Below are 20644 nucleotides of genomic sequence, written 5' to 3'. Positions count from 1 at the left end.
GCGGTCTGATTGCCGGCCGCATGTGCGGCCGACGCCAGGCCCGTCTGCCCAGCCGTAGCCTCGCATCCGCTGCCGTGAGAATTGTTATCGCGACGAGACCTGGGTTCGCTAGCCTGAGACGACGGCAACCAATCGGGGGAACAGATGGCGCAGCAACTTCCCGTTCGATTCACACTCGCCGGGGCCGTCACGTCGGCCCTGCTGCTCAGCGGATGCGCCGGCCTCCCCGGCTACCCGGCTGCGACTGGCACTCCAGTGGCGCAACTCGTCGCCGACGTCGACTGCCAGGCGCCCAACCTCAAGAACAACTGGATGGTTTTCCGGGAAGGCGCTTTGCCCCAAACCGATCTGACGGCCACGCACCCCGACGCCCCGGAGCCGGGCATGGTTCCGGCCGACTTTGAACCGGTCGCCGCGTACCTCTGTACTTTGTCCGGCAGCGTCGACGACGACCAGGGCCGCTGGGCAGCCGTGACGGTCGAGACCCGCACCGGAGACTTGGGTCCGCTACTGTCGGCGCTCGCCGAACCCAGCGACCAGGCCGGGTTCAATCAGGCCTGCACGGCCGATATGGAGATCGTGCCGGAACTCTGGCTTGAAAACGCTACGGGTGAGGCGATGCGGGCGGCCTGGCCGAGCACCGCCTGCGGCAAGACCAAGCGGGCGACGTGGAAAGCGCTCGAGAAGCTCGCGCTGACCGACACGGTAAAACTGCCACTCGTGCTGGAGATCACCCGCCCGGCCCTCGACGCCGGCTGCGTCATGAGCGCGGGCACGCCTGAGCAATCGCTGCAGTTCGGCGTCACCGGCTTGCAGACGAACGCCACCACCGGTGAGGTCGGCGAAAACATCCTGCCGGTTCCCGTGGTCCCGGCAGAGATCGTGTCCTACGACGGCGTCGACGGCGCGAGCGTCTGCTTCTACACGGTGGACCCGGCCGCCGAATCCGAGCCCAGGGAGCTGAGGGACGTTGACGGCATGGAATTCAGCGACAACGCGCTAAGCCCCATGCTTAGCCTGCAGTTCGGCACCTTCGAAAACGCGACCACCCTTTCAGCGGATGCCGCAGCGCTGCTTCCGGCCGCAGCATCCGCTCTGCCCGCCCCCGAGTGCACGGCCGACCTCACCCGATTCGCCGTGCTCTGGCCCCAGCGCGCCGGCACCCGGCTGGGCAGTCCGATCCAGGTCGAGCTTGACGGCTGCCAGCGACTCTTCGCCGGCGCGGCGTTCGTGCCCGCGCCGGCCTTGCTGGCTGCCCTGAACGGCTAATCGGGCCACAGGCATCCGACGGTGCACTCATAGCGCGTTCATAGGCACCTGCCGGATACTCATCAGAATGAGCACGCGTGAGAGCACCCATACCGGCCACGGCCCGCGCCTGACCAAGGCCGACGGCAGCGCAATCCGGGTTCTGGTCGTTGACGACGAGCCCACGCTCACCGATCTGCTCTCAATGGCCCTGCGCTACGAAGGTTGGGAGGTGCGCACTGCCAGCGAAGGCCGTCAGGCGCTGACCATCGCCCGCGAATTTCGGCCGGACGCCATCGTGCTCGACATCATGCTGCCCGACATCGATGGCCTGCAGGTGCTGCAGCGGGTGCGCGCCGACGGCTACGAGACTCCCGTGCTCTTTCTCACCGCCAAGGACTCGCTCGACGACCGCATCGCGGGGCTCACCGCCGGCGGCGACGATTACGTCACCAAACCCTTCAGCCTCGAGGAGGTCGTCGCTCGGCTGCGCGGCCTTATTCGCCGCTCCACCCTCGCCGTTGCTGAGTCAATCGACCCCCGCATCAACGTCGGCGACCTCACCCTCGACGAAGACAGCTATGAGGTTTTCCGCGATGGCGAAGCCATCGAACTGACCGCGACCGAATTCGAACTGCTGCGTTTTCTCATGCGTAACCCGCGCCGGGTACTCAGCAGGGCGCAAATTCTCGACCGGGTCTGGAGCTACGACTTCGGCGGCAAGTCGAGCGTTGTCGAGATCTACATTTCTTACCTGCGCAAGAAGATCGATGCCGGCCGGGAGCCGATGATCCACACGGTGCGCGGCGCTGGCTACATGCTGAAGACGGTATGACCAAGCAGCGGATGCCGCGCCGCCTCAGCCGACACCGCTCACCCTGGACTCTGCAGCGGCGTCTCGTGCTCACCGTGGTCGGGCTGCTCGCGCTCGTGAGCCTCACGATCGGCGTGGTGAGCGTGGTTATTTTGCGCGCCTCCCTGCTTGACCGCCTCGACGTGCAGCTGGCCTCCGCCGTTGACCGATCGGGCGTTGCGTTAGGCGGTGTCGGTGACAACGACGGCGATCGTTCCGGTGACCTGCCGGGGAGCCGCTACTTTGGCACGCCGACGGCCGACAGCATTCTCAGCGGACCCGCCCAGCCGCCCGGTCTGCTCGCGCTGGTCTACGACAAATCCACCATCACTACCGGCTATACCGACGATCGCAGCGGCGTGATCGAAGCGCTCACCACCCAGCAGGTGCAGCTTCTCGCCGACCACGTCAACCAGTTGGCGCCAGTAACCGTCGATCTCGGCGGTGAGCTCGGTGACTATCGGGTGCAGGTTGAGACGTCCCGCTCCGGCACGCTCTATCTGGTCGGTTTGCCCCTGACCGGAGTGGCGGCCACCGCAGCCCAGCTGGCTGTGATCGTTGGCCTGGTCTCACTCGCGGGGCTTGTCATGGTCGCCGTCATTGCCGCTTGGGTGGTGCGGCTGGCCCTGCGTCCCCTTCAACGCATGACAGCGACGGCCACTCGGGTGGCGCAGCTGTCCCTCGACCGCGGCGAGGTGTCCCTCGATGATCGGGTTCCGGCGGGGGACACCGACCCGCGCACCGAGGTGGGCCGGGTCGGCTCGGCGCTCAATCGCATGCTCGACCATGTCAACCGCGCCCTGGAAGCGCGGCAGGCCAGCGAGCGCAAAGTGCGCCAGTTCGTCGCCGACGCGAGCCACGAATTGCGCACGCCGTTGGCCTCTATTCGTGGTTACTCCGAACTCACCCGGCGCAGCGGCCAGGAATTGCCGCCCGACGCGATGCACGCACTCGGTCGCATCGAGTCGGAGTCGGTGCGCATGACGGGGATAGTCGAAGACCTGCTGTTGCTCGCCCGCCTCGACGAAGGCCGGGAGCTCGACATGCAGCCAGTCGATCTCACCATGCTGCTCGTCGACGCCGTCAGCGATGCCCACGCCGCCGGCCGCGATCACGTCTGGAACCTCGACCTGCCCGACGAACCCCTCGAGGCGATTGGCGACGAATCGCGCCTGCGCCAGGTGATCGCCAACCTGCTCGCCAACGCCCGGGTGCACACCAATGCTGGCACCACTGTTCTGGTCGCGCTCGACGAGCACGACGAACGCGCAGTGATATCAGTAACGGATGACGGTCCCGGCATTCCCGAGGAGCTTTCAGTCACCCTGTTCGAGCGTTTTGCCCGCGGTGACAGCTCGCGTTTTCGCGCCGCCAACGCCGCGGGCACGCCGAGTACCGGAAGTACCGGCCTCGGTTTGGCCATCGTGGCCGCGGTCGTCGCCGCGCACCACGGCGAGGTCACCGTCGACAGCCGCCCCGGCCAGACCACCTTCCGCGTCTCGCTGCCCATGGCCTGACGAGCTGGCCTGACTACCTGGCCTGACGCGCTGGCCTGACGACCTGGCCTGACGGGGGTCAGTCGGGAGTGTTCAGCCGAGGTGCTGAATATGGCGATACCCACCGAGAGGCTCGCGATGTCAACCATGTGCCATCCTCTTCGATTTGCACAGTGCTAGACGCTTGCCTATGCTGAAGGCTAGCCACAGACCGCCGGTTGCTGCGCCATGTTGAAAGACAGAAGTGCAGACGAAGGTTCATTCACGTGAACGGCCCGCGCAGGTGTTCGAAGTTCAGTTACAGTCTTTCAGATTGTTGCCCAAGCTCCGGCGCCCTGCGCTGGAGCTTTTTTCATGTCTGCGCCCCGGGCTACCCGGCACATGATTATTAATGAGGAGCACCATGGCGAACAAGGAAGCAACGGTCGCCGAGCTTACGGAGAAATTCCAGAGCTCGACCGCCGTTCTGCTCACCGAGTACCGCGGTCTCACTGTTGCGCAGCTCAAGAGCCTGCGTACGTCCATCAGTGAGGACGCCACGTACGCCGTGGTAAAGAACACGCTCACCAAGATTGCGGCCAACAAGGCCGGCATCACCTCGTTCGACGAGGAACTTGTCGGTCCGTCCGCTATCGCCTTCGTGCACGGAGACCCCGTCGCCGTCGCGAAGACCCTGCGTGCCTTTACCAAGGCAAACCCTCTCCTGGTGGTAAAGGGCGGTTACTTTGACGGTAATCCGCTCACCGCAGCGGAGGTTGGCAAGCTTGCCGACCTCGAGTCCCGCGAGGTGCTGCTGGCCAAGCTGGCCGGCGCCTTCAAGGCATCGCTGTTCGGAGCCGCTTATCTCTTCCAGGCACCGCTGTCGAAGGCTGTTCGCACCATCGACGCGCTGCGTGAGAAGCAGGAGTCCGCGAACTAGGCATTTGCCAGGTTCACGGTTCACGAATTTTTAAGAAACTAAAAGGAGTACATCATGGCAAAGCTTTCCACTGAAGACCTGCTTGAGCAGTTCAAGGGCCTGACCCTCATCGAGCTCTCCGAGTTCGTCAAGGCGTTCGAGGAGACCTTCGAGGTCACCGCAGCCGCTCCCGTCGCCGCTGCCGGAGCCGCTGGCCCCGCCGCTGCTGCTGAAGAGGTTGAAGAGCAGACTGCATTCGACGTCATCCTTGACGCCGTCGGCGACAAGAAGATCCAGGTCATCAAGGTTGTGCGCGAGCTCACCAGCCTGGGCCTCGGCGAGGCCAAGGCCGTTGTCGATGGCGCGCCGAAGGCCGTCCTCGAGGGCGTTGCCAAGGACGCTGCCGACAAGGCCAAGGCTTCGCTCGAAGAGGCCGGCGCCACCGTTACCCTCAAGTAATCTGGGCCCCGTGAGGGGCTCTGATTGAGGCGTAGCCGACCGGCTTCGTGCCGATCATTGCGCAGGGGGCGTCATTTCCGTAAGGAGACGGCGCCCCCTTTGTCGTACCCGACGTCATTCATTCATGGTGATTGGTTCCCGGTCGATTGCGGATTCCGTGGCTTGTTCCGGTTGTTATTCGGCCCGCAAGGCGCGAAGCGCGCGCGGCGCACTGGTGCTCGATCGGATGACCAGGCTGGTGGGCAAAACGGCCGATGCGCCGATGCTGCTCCCGCTGGCGAGTCCGTCCAGAAGCGTGCGCACTGCGAGTTGGCCCTGGGTGCGCGGATGCTGCGCGAGGGTGGTGAGACGAAACATCTCGGAGTGCGGATGTCCGTCGATGCCAATGACGCTGAGTTCGGTGGGTACCCGGATACCCAGCTCGCGGGCCGCGAGAATCAGCCCGAAGGCAATCTCGTCACTGGCTGCGAAGATCGCGGTAGGACGACGGCGAGGATCTCCGAGAATGGCCAGGCCCCTGGCGTAACCACCGGGCATGGTGAAATCAGAGGAGTAGAAGCATCCGCTGACCGGCAGACCGGCTTCCGTCATCGCAGCCTCAAAGCCGCGCAGCCGATTACTGTGCACCTCGAAGTCCATCTCGTCGGCCTGGCTGCCACCCACGTGCACGATGTCGCGATGCCCGAGACTGAGCAGATGTTCGGTGGCGAGTCGCGCGGCGGCGACATCGTCGATCTCGATTGTGGCCACGCCGCGGATGGGCCCACCGATGCCGACGAGGGGGCGGCGAAGACGATGCAGCTGGTCGACCTCCTGCTCGCTGAGTGCGACGCAGACCGAAATAATACCGTCGAATCGTTTGCGGGCCAGAAAGAACTCAAAGACCCGGTCGCGCTCAGGGGAAGCAGGCGGAAGGTTGTACAGCGTCATGTCGTAGCCGTGTTCGAGCAAGGCTAATTCCAGGCTCTCCAGAACCTCCCCGAAAAACCAGCGGCTGATGTACGGGATGATCACGCCGACACTCTGGGTGCGGCCGGTCACAAGACTTGCGGCGTTCGGTGAAGCGACGTACCCAATTTGCCGGGCAGCAGCGATGACCTTCGCTCGGGTCTCCGTGGAGACATAGCCACGACCACTCAGCGCACGGCTGGCCGTGGCTTTGGCCACTCCGGCGAGGCGCGCGACATCGGCGATCGCGCTCATCTGTGCCTCCGTCTGTGGTGACTGCTTCTCATACCCTAGCGTGCGTTTGCCCGGCATGGAATCGGTTCCATGATATCCCTTGATTCTCCTGCGATGCAGCCGCTAAACTTTGATATCGCTCGACGATATGGCTCTGATCTTTGCCATTTTGTTACATTTCCGGACTTGCTATCCCGCTACGGGTAACGTAATTTATGGTCTGGAACCGGTTCCCGAGATTCGATCAAAAGACCTGTCCCAACGGTTGGTCCCCACCTCGGTGACGCCAGCTCTATTCACAGTTCACACGTGCACAACCTGATCCGGCACCACTCAAAGAGGAGAAATAAGATGCGGCCTTCCCTGCACCGTCGAATTACAGCACCGATCGCCATGGCGGCGATAGCTGGTCTGGCACTGGCTGGTTGTTCCGGCGGACCGGGCGCCACCACCGCCGACTCGGGCGCCGAGGGCGATGGCGTCGTCACCGTCTACGGCACGATCGCCGACACCGAAGCCGAGCTCCTCGAAGAGTCCTGGGCCGGGTGGGAGAAAGACAACAAGATCGACATTCAATACGAACAGTCGAAGGAATTCGAATCCCAGATCTCTATCCGCGCGCAGGGTGGTAACGCTCCCGACATCGCGATCTTCCCGCAGCCCGGGCTGATGAAGGACCTCGCGTCCCGCAATTTCCTCAAGCCAGCACCCGACGCCGTCGCGGCTAATGTCGACAAGAACTGGTCGGCCGACTGGAAGGCCTACGGCACCGTGGACGACACGCTGTACGGCGCGCCGCTGATGGCCAGTATCAAGGGTTTCGTCTGGTACTCGCCGGCGAAATTCACGGAGTGGGGCGTTGAAGTTCCCACGACCTGGGACGAATTACTCGCCGTTACCAAGACCATCCAGGAAAAGACCGGCGCGGCTCCCTGGTGCGCCGGCTTCGGCTCCGGTGACGCCACCGGCTGGCCCGGCACCGACTGGGTCGAAGACCTCGTGCTGCGCGAGGCCGGCGCCGAGACCTACGACAAGTGGATTGCCAACGAGATCCCCTTTACCGACCCGGCCATCAAGGGTGCATTTGATTCCCTCGGTGAAATTCTGCTCAACCCCGACTACGTCAACGCCACCTATGGCGACGTCAAGTCGATCAACAGCACCCCGTTCGGAGACGTGGCCACCCCCGTCGCCAACGGCACCTGCGCACTGACCCACCAGGCCTCTTTCTTCGACGGATTCATCACGGATGCCGGCGGAACAGTCGGACCGGACGCCGACGTCTGGGCTTTCATCACTCCCTCGGTCAAGGCCGGTGGCCAGGCAGTCACCGGAGGCGGCGAGATCGTCGGCGCTTTCTCCGATGACGCCGACACTCAGAAGGTGCTGGAATACCTCTCGAGCGCTGACTGGGCGAACAGCCGGGTCGGTCTCGGTGGCGTGATCAGCGCGAACAAGGGCCTCGACGCTTCCCAGGCAACGAGCCCCATTCTGCAGGAAGCGATCACTATCCTGCAGGACCCGAAAACCACCTTCCGCTTTGACGGTTCCGACCTGATGCCGGGCGCTGTGGGATCGGGAACCTTCTGGAAGGGCATGGTCAGTTGGATCAACGGCACACCGACCGACGAGGTGCTCACGAGCATCGAAGCGGGCTGGCCGTCCAACTAACTGAAGCAGCCATCACTCAGGCATGAAAACGGTGTGCCGTCCGCTTCGAATACCGGGCGGCACACCGTGCGTGGCAGGTGTGCGTTAGCGATACGACTCCACCGGTTGTCAGCGAATACCAGGATTTACTGTCGTACTCGAAAGGTTTCAGATGTCCGCTTTCTTCTCCTGGCTGGCGCAATTACCAGCGCTGGCACAAGTCCCCGTCGTGATCCTGGCGTTCGGTGTCGTTGTTGGCGCTATCTTGTTCTTCGTTGAGATTGCCCCCCGCTCTGGTCGGATCTACACGATCATCCGTCTTGCCGTGTGCGTTCTGGCACCGCTGCTCATTCTGTTGGTCGGCAACTCGTATACGTGGGCCATCATCGGTGCCGGCGTACTGGGCCTCGGCTTCTTTTACATCGACTATCGGTCACGTAAGGGTGCTGGGTATTTATTCCAGCTCGTTGGTTTCCTGGCCCCGGCCGTGATTCTGCTCGCCATCGGCTTGGTTATCCCGACAATTCAGACCACGGTGCAGGCCTTCATGAGCGCTCGAGGTGACCGGTTCGTCGGCCTGGACAACTTCGTCTGGATCTTCACGCAGCCCGAGAACGTGCGGATCGTGCTCAACACCGTTGTCTGGGTGCTGATCGTTCCGACCATCTCGACCATCGCCGGCCTTGCCTACGCGGTGTTCATCGACAAGAGCCGCGGTGAGAAGTACTTCAAGATTCTGGTCTTCATGCCGATGGCCATCTCCCTGGTGGGAGCGTCCATTATTTGGCGTTTCGTCTACACGTCCCGCCCGGCCGACCAGGAGCAGATCGGTCTGCTGAACCAGCTCGTGGTCATGTTCGGCGGGCAGCCGGTCGACTTTCTCTCGGTGTCGCCGTTCAATACCCTGTTTCTCATCGTGATTCTCATCTGGGTACAGACCGGGTTCGCCATGGTGGTGCTGTCTGCCGCTATCAAGGGCGTACCGACCGAGCAGATGGAGGCGGCCGAACTCGATGGGACCAATGCCTGGGAGCAGTTCGTGAACGTGACCGTTCCCGGCATCCGCAGCGCCCTCATCGTCGTGCTGACGACAATCTCCATCGTGTCGCTCAAGGTCTTCGACATTGTGCGCACCACGACGGCCGGGTCAAACGAGACCAGCGTCGTCGCCAACGAAATGTACACCCAGTTCAAGAACTTCGAGCAGGGCCGTTCGGCCGCCTTCGCCCTGGTGTTGTTTCTACTGGTGCTGCCGATCGTCATCTACAACGCCCGCCAGATCAAGAAGCAGAGGGAAATCCGATGAGCTCCGTCATGCCCGTAAGACTTCCCGTGGACGCGCAGACCACACGGCGACTCCGTCGCGGCGTTCGCCGGATGGAGTCGCCCATCGCCCGCAATACCAAAAAACGGCTCACCAGCCGCGGGGCGACCATTGGGGCGCTCATCATCGCGGTGCTGTGGTCTATCCCCACGCTAGGACTACTGGTGTCGTCCTTCCGGCCGGCCCAGCAGGTGCGCACCACCGGTTGGTGGACTATTTTCACCAACACCGGCTTCACCTTCGACAATTACACGACGGCTCTGGCCGCGGGCAACAGCCAGCTCAATCTGGCCGGGTCATTCATCAACTCGATCGCGATCACCCTGCCGGCCACGCTCATCCCGTTGATGATTGCCAGCCTCGCCGCCTACGCCTTCGCCTGGATTGACTTTCGGGGCAAGAACGCCATGTTCATCGGCGTTTTTGCGTTGCAGATCGTGCCGATTCAGATGGCCCTCGTGCCGCTGCTGCAATTCTTCTCCGGCGGCACGGTTTTCGGTTTTCCGATCGTCGCGGCACTCAATCCCGGCAGTGGTTATTCGCAAGTGTGGATCGCGCACACCATGTTCGCCCTACCTCTGGCCATCTACCTGCTGCACAACTTCATTTCGGAGATACCGAGCGAGGTTATCGAAGCGGCCAGGGTCGACGGCGCCGGCCACGGGCAGATCTTCTTTCGCATCGTGTTACCGCTGACCATGCCGGCCATCGCGTCGATCGCCATCTTCCAGTTTCTCTGGGTCTGGAACGACCTGCTGGTGGCGCTGATCTTCGCGGACGGCGCGGTCGCCCCGATGACCAAACTGCTCGCCGAACTCTCCGGTGCCCGCGGTCAAGACTGGCATCTACTCACGGCCGGTGCCTTCCTGTCCATTCTGGTTCCGCTGATCGTGTTCTTCTCCTTGCAACGCTTCTTCGTGCGCGGACTGCTCGCCGGGTCGACCAAGGGCTAGCCGAGCCGGTGGCGCTCCGGTGAATAGATGCCGGGGGCCCCTCTGGCACGCTGGCTCCCGCAGTCATTTCCAGCGCAAGGCGTTGGCGTTGAGGGAGTTATCGACCACGAGGCTGATCGTGTCGGCGACATAGCGGTCGACCGACCACTCCAGCGGCACGCCGTCGCGGCTGAAACTCATCCGTTGATGCATGAGCATCGGGGATCCGCGGCGCACATCGAGCAGCCGGGCATCTTCCGCTCCTGCGGGGCAGGCGGAAAACTGATGCTCCGCGCGGGAGAAGGTGATTTTGGCCGTTGCTGCGAGCCAGGCAGTCACCGATGGGCAGTCGGACGGAATCCGCTCCACCTCGGCGCCGACCGAATCCCGGTAGCGGGTGCGCTCCACCATGATGGCATCGCCGTCGAGCAGGCGAACCCGCACGACACAGAACACGCGAGCAGCGATCGGCAACCGAAGTGCCTCACGATCGAGCGGTGAAGCGTTCTGCCACACCCCCGAGATGACCTGGCCGGCCGGTACGCGCCCGCGCGACGAGGCCCATTGGGCAAAACTCCGAAACTCTTCAAACGTCACCGCCGACCGGGGCTCACCGATGACGGTGCGCCGACTGCCGCGACGGGAGGCTAGAACTCCCTCGGTTTCGAGCTCGCCCAGCGCCTGCCGGATAGTACCGGGGGCAACGGCAAATTCTTCGGAGAGCACACGTTCGCTGGGCAGTTGACTCCCGCGTGCGTAAAGCCCCCGCGTAATTGCGCCTCGAATGGCTTCTGCGATGTCGTGATACCTTGCCACGCCCAACCTCACTGTGTGCGGCCTGGCTTCGACAGCCCGGCCTGGTTCACCTTCCAAAGTATTGCGTCACCGCAAGGTGGCGTGACCGGACCGGCCTCACGCTTGGGGGGTTCACCGAGCGTTTACCTTTTCGTCACCTAATTTACCCATCCCGGCCAAACTTCTCTAGTGAACTTCAATCGTCAACGATCAAAGTTCACTAGATAAGTCGAATGAACGATGACCTTTTGCCTTGGGAGTCTCCGTCGGCGACCCACTCGTACACGATCATTCTGGCTGAAGAGGATTTCCATGAACACGTCGCGCCGCCGTTACCTGCCCGCAGTTCTGCTTGTCAGCGCACTCGGCCTGTCTGGTTGTACAAGTACCTCCACCGACGCTGCCGCGGACGTCGACTGGGCGGCCGCGACCTCCGTCGAGACCGGCGGTGGGTTGGACAGTCTCGTGAGCGCTGCGCAGGCTGAAGGAACTCTGAACGTCATGGGCCTATATCCGGACTGGGCGAATTACGGCGTCTTGATTGAGGAATTCACGGCCACCTACGGTATCGAGGTGGACAACGACACCTCGGCCGGTTCCAGTCAGGACCAGGTGAACGCCATCAAGAACCGCGTCGGCCAGAGCCGATCCCTGGACTACCTCGACACTGGAGTTTCCTTCGCCAACAGCGCAAGTGCCGAGGGACTCCTGGCTGAATATCGTCCCGCGACGATCGCTGACATTGACCCGTCACTCACCGATGCCGAGGGCATGTGGACGAACCAGTACGGCGGCTACGTCACCATCGGGTGTGACGCGGCCGCAGTCGCGGTGTGTCCGACCTCATTCGCCCAACTCGATGACCCGCAGTACGTCGGCAAGGTCGCCCTCACCGGAAATCCCGCCCAGGGCGAGTCTGGCTTCAACGCAGTCTGGGCCGCAGCCATGGCGATGGGGGGCAGTCTCGACGACATCCAGCCCGGTATCGAGTTCATGGCGGAGTTGTCGGCGCGCGGCATCCTCATTCCCGTCGAGGCCAACGCTGGCACCCTGGAAACCGGTGAAACCCCCATCATCATCAACTGGGATTACCTCAATTTGGCCGTGGCCGATGACACTGCCGCGGCTGGTGTCGATTTTCAGGTTGTCATCCCGACCGATGGCACCATGGCGTCCTACTACGCCGCGTCAATCAACGCGGACGCTCCCCACCCCGCTGCTGCCCGCCTATGGATCGAGTTCATGTACTCCGATGAGGGCCAGAACATCCTGCTCAATGGCTATACCCGACCCGTGCGATTCGATGCCCTAATCCAGTCCGGTGCTGTCGACACGGCTGCGGCCGACAAGCTCCCGATCGTGGTGAATGGATTCGAGCTTCCGTCTGAAGCCCAGCGCAGCTCCGCCAACCTGCTCCTCGCTGAGAAGTGGGACGCAGCGGTCGCCTCGTGACCGCCACGGTGGCCACGCGCAACGCCCCCTCAGCCCCCGGTGCGATCGAGCGGGCGATATATCGCATTCATTCGTTGCGTGCCCGGGCCGAACGCCGGACCGCTTCCTTCTGGGGACTCATCCCGTTCCTTGTCTTCATCGTGCTTTTCTTGGGCGTACCGGTCTGCGGCATCGTGCTGTCGGCGTTCCGGGTGGCCGACGTGAACGAGCCGGGAAACTACGTGCCCAGCCTGGCCAACTTTGCGGCCAGTTTTCGGGGCGCATCCTGGGACGCAATGCAGAACAGCCTGCAGATTAGCGTGATCGCGGCGCTGGTCGGCGGCATCGTGGGACTGGCCCTCGCGCAGGCCATTCTCACCACGCGCTCCAGGAAACTCACCGCTGTGGTCACCGTGCTCACGAGCGTACTGGCCAATTCCGGAGGCGTTCCTCTCGCTTTCTCCTTTATTGCAGCGGTCGGCAACGCGGGCATCATCACCGGACTTTTGTCGCTCACAGACCTGGGTTTCACCCTCTACAGCAGCGGCGGACTCATCCTGATGTATCAGTATTTTCTGATACCGACCATGGTCATGGTTGTTCTCCCCACCCTGGCCGGCCTGCGCGTGGAATGGAAGGAAGCGGCCGCCTCCGTGGGGGCAACCAGCTGGCAGTTCTGGAAGAAGATCGCCTTGCCTATCGCCACTCCAGCGATTCTGAGCGGCTTCGTCCTGCTCTTCGGGGCATCGTTTGCGACCCACGCGTCGGCGGCAGCCCTGATCGGCGGCGGCGGAGTGCCCCTCATCAGCCTGCGCATCGACAGTGGACTGGCCGGTGGCAACCTGGCTGGCCAGGAGAATGTCGCCATGGCGCTGGGTGTCAACATGATCGTCGTAGCTCTAATCGTCTTGCTCATCTACATGCCCCTGCAGAAACGGAGTCTCAAGTGGTTCAAGTGAGTCGGAAAACGCGCGCGGCTCGGGGTGTCCGTGTCGTGGCGCCGGGGCTCAGCTGGGCTTTGCTCATCCTGATGGCGCTCTACATTGCGGTGCCCATGCTGTGCGCTTTCGCCTTCAGTATCTACGTGCCCACTGCCGGGTTCACTTTTGAGCCGTATCTAGAATCGGTGCGCGACCCGGGGTTTCCCGGTGCGCTATCGCTGACGCTGCTCATAACTGTTCTGACCGTTGTGGGGTTGCTGGCCCTGATGGTTCCGACCATGGTCTATCTCCACCTTCGGGCGCCACGGTGGCGTCCCATTATCGAGATCGTCTGCACGATCCCTCTCGTCGTACCGTCAATCGCCCTAGCGGCCGGGTTGGTCACGGTGTTGCGCAGCATGGCCGGTTTCGGTCGCGGTTCTCTGCCAGCTCAGATCAGCCAGCTGCTTCAAAACCCCGACCTGCCCGTCGTTCTGGTCGGCAGCTACATTGTCTTGACCTTGCCGTTCGTCTTTCGATCGCTCGACGCTGGTCTGCGCACAATTGACCTGCGCACCCTGGTCGAGAGTGCACATTCGCTCGGTGCGAGCGGCGCCACGGTGCTCCGACGGGTCATCCTGCCCAATATCAAGGGGCCGGTGATCTTCTCTGCGTTTTTCTGCATAGCCCTGTGCCTGGGTGAATTCACGATGGCGGTGACGCTGGGCTATCGAACCCTGCCGGTCTGGCTCACCCAAATCGCCGGCTCCAACTTTCGCGCTTCCATTTCCATGTCCCTCCTCATCAACGCCCTCACCTGGGCCTTATTGATCGCCATGACAGTACTCGCCGGACGGGCAGCCCCTGCGCGCGCCCTGGCCTTGAAAGGACACGAATCGTGACGCTCACAGCAACAACCGCTCACCCCCGAAGTACAACGGCGGCGCGTATCGAGTACACCGCGGTGAGCAAGAAGTTTGGTGACACCACCGTGCTCACTGGCCTTGACCTCACCGTCGAACCCGGGGAATTCGTCGCGCTGCTCGGCCCTTCTGGCTGCGGAAAATCAACAGCACTGCGTATTCTCGCTGGGTTCGAGACCGCGTCGAGCGGTACCCTCACAGTGGATGGGCGCGATGTATTGCGGGTTCCGGCCCACCGTCGCGGCATCGGCATGGTGTCTCAGTCCTACAGCCTGTTTCCCAACCTCAGTGTGGCCGACAACGTGTCGTTCGGGCTCGTCGTGCGACGCGAAGTTAAGTCTAGGCGGGTAGCGAAACTCACCTCTCTGCTCGATCTGGTCGGGCTGCCCGGTTACGCAGACCGGTTTCCAGCCCAGCTCTCCGGCGGGCAGCAACAGCGCGTCGCGCTGGCACGAGCCCTTGCGATTGAGCCTCGGGTACTGCTCCTCGATGAACCGCTGTCGGCGCTCGATGCCAAGGTGCGTTCTTCGCTTCGGGAGGAGATTCGCAACCTGCAGCTGCGTCTTGGAATCACAATGCTCTTCGTCACTCATGACCAGGATGAAGCGCTGGCGATGGCAGATCGGGTCGCGGTCATGCGGGGCGGTGGCATCGAACAGATCGACCAGCCGGGAGTTCTCTACGACCAACCGAGTACTGATTTCGTTGCTCGTTTTGTCGGCACTACAAACCAACTCGCCGTCGCGCGCGGCGCCGCCATCCCCGATCTTTGGGTGCCTCTGCGTGAGGTCGACCATGATTTGCTCTATGTGCGGCCCGAATCGCTCATGTTCGAGGAGGACGACCGCGGATGTGCCCACATCGTTTCCCACGTTTACCGAGGTGCCACCACTCGCATCACGGCCAAAATCGACGGCAGCATTAGTCGCGGAAGTTCCGAGATCAAGGTCGACGTTCCTTCGGCCAGCGTCACCGAGTTACCGATCGGCCGGAGAGTCCGGGTTCGCCTCACGGGGCGCCCGGCACTTCGAGTGGAGGCATAAATGCAAGCGCAATTTCTCAACACCCGCATCGACGTGAGCGTGAGCCTGCTGCCGGGCGCAGCATCCGCGATTATCTTTGATTGCGACGGACTGCTCGCCGACACCGAGGATCTGTGGCTTCGCGCTGTCGATGCCTGCGCGAACGCGCACGGCACCACCCTGACCGATTTGGCCAGGTTTCGTGGTGGCGCGATAGATGACGTGGCCGCGCAGCTCGTGACGATTTTCGAGGTCGCCGGGCTTCCAGCTCCCGTGGTGGGTGAATTGGTGAAATCACTGTCCGAAGAATTTCACGCGCTGGTCGCCCAGGAGGCGATCGCGATGCCGGGAGCCGTGGCCATAGTGAGTGAACTGGCGGCGCGGTTTCCCGTCGCGGTCGCATCGAACAGTCCGCGTGCGCTGCTCGATCAGATTCTGGAACGTATCGGTGTGCACACCTTGATCACCTGTTCTGTCGCCCGGGATGAGGTGTCGGCGGCCAAGCCAGCTTCCGATCTCTACGTGGCTGCCCTGCGCAAACTACGAGAACTCGATCCCTCGGTAAACGCCGAGACGGCCGTCGCCTTCGAAGACTCAGCGGTGGGGGCGTTGGCTGCCACGAGCGCCGGCCTGCTCGTCATCGGTGTCAATGCTGACCCGGCAGTGGTCCTCGGCTGCCACGTGCGGCACAACACTCTGCTCGACGAAGAACTCGTCGCGTGGGCCCAAGTTGTGGAGCGGGAGACGCCCACGCATCTCGAGCAGTCTGCCGTCGCCGTCGGCTCCTTCGACGCGGCGACTGCGACTCTGACCGTGCAGTGCATGTATTCAACCGAACAAGCGGCGCGTGTGCAGGTTTATGCGCAGAAAGACTGTCGGTGGAACGAACTGCCGGAAAGCCCACCCGTGGCAGCGGCTTCCGCGCTGACCGATAGGGAACCTTTATCAATGGATCTGGCGCACCTCCCGGACGGGACCTATCGCTTTCTGCTGGTGACGGATGGGTTAGTGCCGGAGTGGAATGGGCGCACCGGTGAATTCACGGTGCGGACCAATGTGCTCCTGGCGCAGGCGGCAGCGTCAAAAATTGCCGCGCCCGCTGTGTTCTCTCCAAAAATGCCGGAGCAGGGCGTGGCTGCCATGACCTGGAATCTCTGGTTCGGGGGATGTCACTCCAACGACGGGCACGCCAAGCAAGTCGCCTACCTTCAAGAATTTCCCCACTCGATCGTGGCCCTGCAGGAGTGTTTCGGAGCTCATGGCCGTCAGTTGGCGGCAGCGTTGGGTTGGAATATCGCTCAACAGGGTCATGACACAGCGGTGATCAGCCCGTATCCCGTGTCGCTTCATCACACCGAGACTGATTCGTTCGCCACCTGTGCCACCGTTTTCACACCGAACGGCGCCGTCACGGTGTGGTCTGTGCACCTGTGGCATGCGGACTACGGCCCGTACACCGCCAACGATGCAGGGATTCCTGCGCGCTATACCCTCGCCAGCCGAGGCGAACGCCGGCGCACAGCGCAGCTCGCGGAAATCTTGTCGGAGCAGGGTCGGCTCGAAAGTGAGGGTATCGTGTCTGCACAGGCCCCAATTCTCGTCATGGGCGATTTCAACGTGCCCTCGCATCTGGACTGGAAGCCGGGGCACCGCACGAACAGCGTCGAGTGGCCCGCCTCACGCATGCTCGAGGTCGCAGGGTACGCCGATGCATTTCGAGTCGTTCATCCCGATGTTGATGCCGCGCCCGGACACACGTGGTCCCCTATCATTCCGGCTGATGAGGAGCCTCGAGACCGGATTGACTTTATCTATAGCCGCGGGGCGCGTGCTTTAGAGGCGTTCACCGTCGCTTCTGAGATAGAGAGCGCGGCACTCCCGAGACTCAGCGCCACCGGAAAGCGCCGTGTCGGCCTGGACGCAGATATTCTGGGCCACCACCTGGAGAATGCGTGGCCGACCGACCACGCAGCTGTCGTGGCCCGGTTAGCGTGGAGGTGACGGAGGGTCCCGTGCCGAATGGGGACATCCGCCTCACCGGGTAGTCTCTGCTGCTACACCTAAAATGAGGATATGAGTTCAGCGCACGGGTCGGGAAGCTTCGGGTCGCGGCCAGCAGTCGCTATGAAACGCGGCCGGGTTAGCGGGGCGGATGCTGCGGCGCAGCGGGCCGAGAACGCCGAGGCACCGCGCATCCCGCACCTGTTGCATCGTGTCTTCGCGCTGTTTTCGCCGCACCGCAACACCCTCATCGTTACCGTCGTGCTCGTTCTGGTCAGCGCCGCCCTCTCGGTGGTGCCGCCGCTCCTCACCCAACGCGCCTTTGACGACGGTCTTTTTCCGCCAGGCGACACTCCCAACCTGTCGGTGCTCGGGGTGCTGGTGGCGCTCATGCTCGGTGTTTTTCTGGTCAATGCGCTGCTCGGCGTCTGGCAGACCTGGCTGACGGCCACGGTGGGCAACAAAGTCATGGGCGCCCTGCGCGTAAGGCTGTTCACCCACCTGCAGGCGATGGAGCTGAGCTTCTTCACCAAAACCAAGACCGGCGTGATTCAGTCGCGGCTGCAAAACGACGTCGGCGGCGTCGCGACGGTGCTGACCAACACCATCTCGAGCATCCTCGGCAACACGGTCACCGTGATCGCCGCCTTCGTGGCGATGCTGCTGCTGAACTGGCAACTGACCATCGTGGCCGTGGTACTGATGCCCACTCTGGTGTTCGCCCAGCGCCGCGTCGGGCAGGTGCGGGCACGCATTGCCGGCAAGACGCAGGAATCGCTGTCGGATATGACCGCCATCACACAGGAGACCCTGAGCGTGTCCGGCATTCTGCTCTCAAAGAGCTTCACCCGACAGCAGAACGAGATCGAACGCTACGCCGAAGAGAACCGCAACCAGGTGCGCCTGCAGGTGAGTCAGCAGATGAGCGGCCAGTGGTTCTTCGCCACGGTGAGCGTGTTCCTGTCGGCCATTCCTGCGATCGTCTACCTTGTGGCCGGGGCGCTCATCTTCAACGGCACCACGGAAGTCACGCCCGGCACCATCGTGGCGTTCACCACGGTGCAGGCTCGACTGATCTTTCCGCTGCTCGGCCTCATGCGGGTCGCCCTCGACCTGCAAACCTCGTCAGCGCTGTTCGCGCGCATCTTCGAATACCTCGACCTGAAGCCGGCGATCAGCGACAAGCCCGGCGCTGCCCTGGTGCCGTCGGCCGGGGCGGCTCGAGGCCGGGTGGAGTTCGACCGGGTGCAATTTGCCTACCCGGACGCTCGCGGTGACGCGCGCCCGACCCTCGACGACGTGTCCTTGACAATCGAGCCGGGGCAGTTCGCCGCTTTTGTGGGGCCGTCCGGGGCCGGCAAAACCACCGTCTCGTACCTGATTCCGCGTTTCTACGAAGCCGCGGCCGGCCGTGTGCTGTTCTCCGGCCTCGATGTGCGCGACCTGCAACAGGAGTCGCTCGTCTCCCATATCGGCATCGTGAGCCAGGAGACCTACCTGTTCCACGCCACCATCGCCGAGAACCTGCGCTATGCCAAACCAGAGGCCACGGATTCTGAGCTCATCGCGGCCGCCCGCGCCGCCAACATCCACGACACGATCGACTCCTTTCCGGAGAAGTACGACACCATGGTGGGGGAGCGCGGCTACCGGCTGTCCGGCGGTGAGAAGCAGCGCATCGCCATCGCACGCGTTTTACTGAAAGACCCGCCGGTGCTCATCCTCGACGAGGCCACGAGCGCGCTCGACTCCATCTCGGAGAGCGTGGTGCAGGCCGCGCTCGACACCGCGAGCCATGGTCGCACCACTATTGCAATCGCGCACCGCCTCTCGACGATCGTCGACGCCGATGTGATCTTCGTCGTCGACGCCGGGCGCATCGTGGAGCGCNGCTCCTCGCCCGCGGCGCCGTCTACGCGAGCCTCTACGCCCGCCAAATCACCGCGAGCCCCCTCCCCGCTGACGCCCCCGCCCCCTGACTCCCCCCACCCCCTGACTCCCCCCACGGGACTGTCACGGACGGGGCCCGGGCCCCGTCCCCGGGCCCAGTTTATAAACTGGGCCCGCGTTCACAAGGTGGGCCCGGGACGGCGCGGGCTACGAACGTTCGGCGAGCATGCCGGTCATCAGTTCGATCTCAGATTCCTGGCTCAACACCACCGAGGTAGCGAAGGCCTGCACGGTCGCGTTCGTGCTGCGGTCCAGAACGGCATCGGCCATCTCGATCGCACCCCGGTGGTGGGCGATCATGATGACGAGAAACTGCCTCTCCGCTTCCACACCGGATGCCGCGGTGAGTGCGGCAATCTGCGCCGGGGTCGCGAGTCCGGGCATCGGTTCTCCGGCGACGTGGCTTGCGCCGGCGCTGGCCGAGTGAGACGAATCGTGAGTGGTGCCGGACAGGCCGGGCCGGGTCATCCAGGTCATTGATGGTTCGGGAGCAAATTGCGGCAGCCCCCAGACAGCGAGCCAGCCCGACATCTGCCCGCTTTGCTTGGCCTGCGTCGTGGCAATGTCGTAGGCGAGTAGCCGCACGGGCGCGTCGTCGGTACGATCGCGAACAATCAGGGCGAGTTCAACGCCCTGATTGTGGTGTTCCTGCATGTCCCTGGCAAAGCCAGCCTCGGCACTTGTCGTGTCGGGCGTGGCTTCGGTAAGCGTGCTCAGGCGCCCCGCCGAAAAGGCCGCAGCGCCGACAACGAGCGCCGTGACCACAACAGTGACGGTAATGGCGCGCAACACGGATCGGCGTTGGCGCGGTGGGTGGGCATCCGCTGTGGGCTGTGAGTGATCAGAAGTCACGGGTTAGCGCGGTTTATGAAACTTTGCCGGGTGCGTCGATCCCACCGGAGCAGGGGGCGCCGTCTTCTGGAACGTTGGTGCTCTTCCAGAATTCGGTTAAGTATTCGGCGATGCGCGGGTCGTCAGCATTGTCAACCTGCAGCTGTGAATTCCAGCCGCTCAGCACGATCGGTGCGGGAATCCCTTCGAAGGGCGACAGCACAACGTAGCTGGAGGGTAGTTCCGTCTTCAGCAGATCGAGCTCAGCGTCGGAGATCGATGGATCGTAGGTGACCCAGATGGCACCGTGTTCGAGTGCGTGTACGGCGTTCTCGTTCGGAACTGCCTGGTCGTACACGCCGCAATTGAGCCAAGCCTGAGCGTGCTGGCCGCCGGCGGGCGGCGTCTGCTCGTAGGTGACAGCGGTCTCGACGTGGCCGGCTGTGTTCGTGAACGTCTCGACACCGTCGATGGTCGACGCATCGCCTGCGCCGCCACCGGCATAGTTGGCGGCCTTCGGCGTGAGCACGAACGCGGTCACGATCAGGGCGATGATCGCGACGATCGCCACAGCGCCGCCGATAATGCCAATCAGACGATTACGCTTGCCGCGCTTTTGCTGGCGGTGATATTGCTCCAGCTTTTTCGCACGCTTCGCGGTGCGTTCTTCCTTGATTGACGCTTTGTTGATGGGGGAACCGGGCTGGGGGGTCACGAGGGCCTCTCTAT

Annotated in this window: 17 protein-coding genes and 1 pseudogene; 14 read left to right on the top strand and 4 right to left on the bottom strand. The window is 63.1% G+C overall.

Annotated features, from left to right (window positions below):
- Positions 1 to 144 precede the first annotated feature (144 nt).
- The 5 genes from CXY83_RS07905 to rplL all read left to right on the top strand — a co-directional run bounded on the left by CXY83_RS07905 (position 145) and on the right by rplL (position 4954).
- Entirely contained in the window at positions 145 to 1269 is a 1125-nt protein-coding gene (locus CXY83_RS07905) for a hypothetical protein (protein ID WP_104196829.1), read from the top strand.
- A 67-nt stretch (positions 1270 to 1336) separates the two neighbouring features.
- On the top strand, positions 1337 to 2083 hold the full coding sequence (locus CXY83_RS07900; protein ID WP_104196828.1) for a response regulator transcription factor: 747 nt from the start codon (positions 1337 to 1339) through the stop codon (positions 2081 to 2083).
- Positions 2080 to 3618, top strand: coding sequence for a HAMP domain-containing sensor histidine kinase (locus CXY83_RS07895; protein WP_104196827.1), 1539 nt, complete (start codon positions 2080 to 2082; stop codon positions 3616 to 3618). Before CXY83_RS07900 ends, CXY83_RS07895 begins: the two co-directional genes overlap by 4 nt.
- A gap of 382 nt (positions 3619 to 4000) precedes the next feature.
- Entirely contained in the window at positions 4001 to 4516 is a 516-nt protein-coding gene (gene rplJ / locus CXY83_RS07890; RefSeq protein ID WP_104083138.1) for a 50S ribosomal protein L10, read from the top strand.
- A 54-nt stretch (positions 4517 to 4570) separates the two neighbouring features.
- Positions 4571 to 4954, top strand: coding sequence for a 50S ribosomal protein L7/L12 (gene rplL / locus CXY83_RS07885; RefSeq protein WP_104192488.1), 384 nt, complete (start codon positions 4571 to 4573; stop codon positions 4952 to 4954).
- 174 nt (positions 4955 to 5128) lie between these two features.
- Here rplL and CXY83_RS07880 read toward each other — a convergent pair whose 3' ends face one another.
- A complete protein-coding gene (locus CXY83_RS07880) occupies positions 5129 to 6157 on the bottom strand; it encodes a LacI family DNA-binding transcriptional regulator (protein WP_104196826.1) in 1029 nt (342 codons plus the stop codon).
- Between the two features lie 330 nt (positions 6158 to 6487).
- Here CXY83_RS07880 and CXY83_RS07875 point away from each other — a divergent pair, with 330 nt between their 5' ends.
- From CXY83_RS07875 to CXY83_RS07865, 3 genes are all read left to right on the top strand, one after another.
- Complete coding sequence (locus CXY83_RS07875; protein ID WP_104196825.1) at positions 6488 to 7807, top strand: ABC transporter substrate-binding protein; 1320 nt, start codon at positions 6488 to 6490, stop codon at positions 7805 to 7807.
- 151 nt (positions 7808 to 7958) lie between these two features.
- Positions 7959 to 9092 carry a carbohydrate ABC transporter permease gene (locus CXY83_RS07870; protein ID WP_104196824.1) on the top strand — a complete coding sequence of 378 codons (1134 nt, stop codon included), beginning with the start codon at positions 7959 to 7961 and terminating at the stop codon, positions 9090 to 9092.
- On the top strand, positions 9089 to 10063 hold the full coding sequence (locus CXY83_RS07865) for a carbohydrate ABC transporter permease (protein ID WP_104196823.1): 975 nt from the start codon (positions 9089 to 9091) through the stop codon (positions 10061 to 10063). The genes CXY83_RS07870 and CXY83_RS07865 overlap by 4 nt, the downstream gene beginning before the upstream one ends.
- A gap of 63 nt (positions 10064 to 10126) precedes the next feature.
- On the opposite strand, the gene CXY83_RS07860 is transcribed toward CXY83_RS07865, so the two are convergent.
- Entirely contained in the window at positions 10127 to 10858 is a 732-nt protein-coding gene (locus tag CXY83_RS07860; RefSeq protein ID WP_158251860.1) for a GntR family transcriptional regulator, read from the bottom strand.
- A 291-nt stretch (positions 10859 to 11149) separates the two neighbouring features.
- Here CXY83_RS07860 and CXY83_RS07855 point away from each other — a divergent pair, with 291 nt between their 5' ends.
- The 6 genes and pseudogenes from CXY83_RS07855 to CXY83_RS07830 all read left to right on the top strand — a co-directional run bounded on the left by CXY83_RS07855 (position 11150) and on the right by CXY83_RS07830 (position 19113).
- Positions 11150 to 12289 carry an extracellular solute-binding protein gene (locus CXY83_RS07855; RefSeq protein ID WP_104196821.1) on the top strand — a complete coding sequence of 380 codons (1140 nt, stop codon included), beginning with the start codon at positions 11150 to 11152 and terminating at the stop codon, positions 12287 to 12289.
- Positions 12286 to 13227 carry an ABC transporter permease subunit gene (locus CXY83_RS07850; RefSeq protein ID WP_146069884.1) on the top strand — a complete coding sequence of 314 codons (942 nt, stop codon included), beginning with the start codon at positions 12286 to 12288 and terminating at the stop codon, positions 13225 to 13227. The genes CXY83_RS07855 and CXY83_RS07850 overlap by 4 nt, the downstream gene beginning before the upstream one ends.
- The gene (locus tag CXY83_RS07845; RefSeq protein ID WP_146069883.1) at positions 13224 to 14090 is read left to right on the top strand and encodes an ABC transporter permease; all 867 of its coding nucleotides are present in this window, start codon (positions 13224 to 13226) and stop codon (positions 14088 to 14090) included. The genes CXY83_RS07850 and CXY83_RS07845 overlap by 4 nt, the downstream gene beginning before the upstream one ends.
- Complete coding sequence (locus CXY83_RS07840; protein WP_104196818.1) at positions 14087 to 15154, top strand: ABC transporter ATP-binding protein; 1068 nt, start codon at positions 14087 to 14089, stop codon at positions 15152 to 15154. Before CXY83_RS07845 ends, CXY83_RS07840 begins: the two co-directional genes overlap by 4 nt.
- Positions 15155 to 17134 (top strand): HAD hydrolase-like protein, encoded by a 1980-nt coding sequence (locus CXY83_RS07835; RefSeq protein ID WP_104196817.1) that lies wholly within the window; start codon positions 15155 to 15157, stop codon positions 17132 to 17134. It begins immediately after the preceding gene.
- A 72-nt stretch (positions 17135 to 17206) separates the two neighbouring features.
- Positions 17207 to 19113 (top strand): annotated as a pseudogene (locus CXY83_RS07830) (ABC transporter ATP-binding protein).
- Between the two features lie 118 nt (positions 19114 to 19231).
- Here CXY83_RS07830 and CXY83_RS07825 read toward each other — a convergent pair.
- Together CXY83_RS07825 and CXY83_RS07820 are read right to left on the bottom strand one after the other, a co-directional pair.
- Positions 19232 to 19738, bottom strand: coding sequence for a DUF305 domain-containing protein (locus CXY83_RS07825; protein ID WP_369831141.1), 507 nt, complete (start codon positions 19736 to 19738; stop codon positions 19232 to 19234).
- Between the two features lie 211 nt (positions 19739 to 19949).
- Positions 19950 to 20630 carry a DUF3105 domain-containing protein gene (locus CXY83_RS07820; RefSeq protein ID WP_104196815.1) on the bottom strand — a complete coding sequence of 227 codons (681 nt, stop codon included), beginning with the start codon at positions 20628 to 20630 and terminating at the stop codon, positions 19950 to 19952.
- Positions 20631 to 20644: the final 14 nt, after the last annotated feature.

Source organism: Cryobacterium sp. M15, assembly GCF_002929675.1.
In the GTDB taxonomy this organism is placed as follows: domain Bacteria; phylum Actinomycetota; class Actinomycetes; order Actinomycetales; family Microbacteriaceae; genus Cryobacterium; species Cryobacterium lyxosi.
Note: the sequence above shows the minus strand (reverse complement) of the source record. Positions and strands in the feature narration are given on the sequence as shown.

Bases quoted from the DNA above. Each gene is read 5' to 3' on its own strand.
- CXY83_RS07835 (WP_104196817.1), top strand. From the start codon at position 15,155: ATGCAAGCGCAATTTCTCAACACCCGCATCGACGTGAGCGTGAGCCTG.
- CXY83_RS07900 (WP_104196828.1), top strand. From the start codon at position 1,337: ATGAGCACGCGTGAGAGCACCCATACCGGCCACGGCCCGCGCCTGACC.
- rplJ (WP_104083138.1), top strand. From the start codon at position 4,001: ATGGCGAACAAGGAAGCAACGGTCGCCGAGCTTACGGAGAAATTCCAG.
- CXY83_RS07825 (WP_369831141.1), bottom strand. From the start codon at position 19,738: ATGCAGGAACACCACAATCAGGGCGTTGAACTCGCCCTGATTGTTCGC.
- CXY83_RS07855 (WP_104196821.1), top strand. From the start codon at position 11,150: ATGAACACGTCGCGCCGCCGTTACCTGCCCGCAGTTCTGCTTGTCAGC.
- rplL (WP_104192488.1), top strand. From the start codon at position 4,571: ATGGCAAAGCTTTCCACTGAAGACCTGCTTGAGCAGTTCAAGGGCCTG.
- CXY83_RS07870 (WP_104196824.1), top strand. From the start codon at position 7,959: ATGTCCGCTTTCTTCTCCTGGCTGGCGCAATTACCAGCGCTGGCACAA.
- CXY83_RS07865 (WP_104196823.1), top strand. From the start codon at position 9,089: ATGAGCTCCGTCATGCCCGTAAGACTTCCCGTGGACGCGCAGACCACA.
- CXY83_RS07880 (WP_104196826.1), bottom strand. From the start codon at position 6,157: ATGAGCGCGATCGCCGATGTCGCGCGCCTCGCCGGAGTGGCCAAAGCC.
- CXY83_RS07875 (WP_104196825.1), top strand. From the start codon at position 6,488: ATGCGGCCTTCCCTGCACCGTCGAATTACAGCACCGATCGCCATGGCG.
- CXY83_RS07895 (WP_104196827.1), top strand. From the start codon at position 2,080: ATGACCAAGCAGCGGATGCCGCGCCGCCTCAGCCGACACCGCTCACCC.
- CXY83_RS07905 (WP_104196829.1), top strand. From the start codon at position 145: ATGGCGCAGCAACTTCCCGTTCGATTCACACTCGCCGGGGCCGTCACG.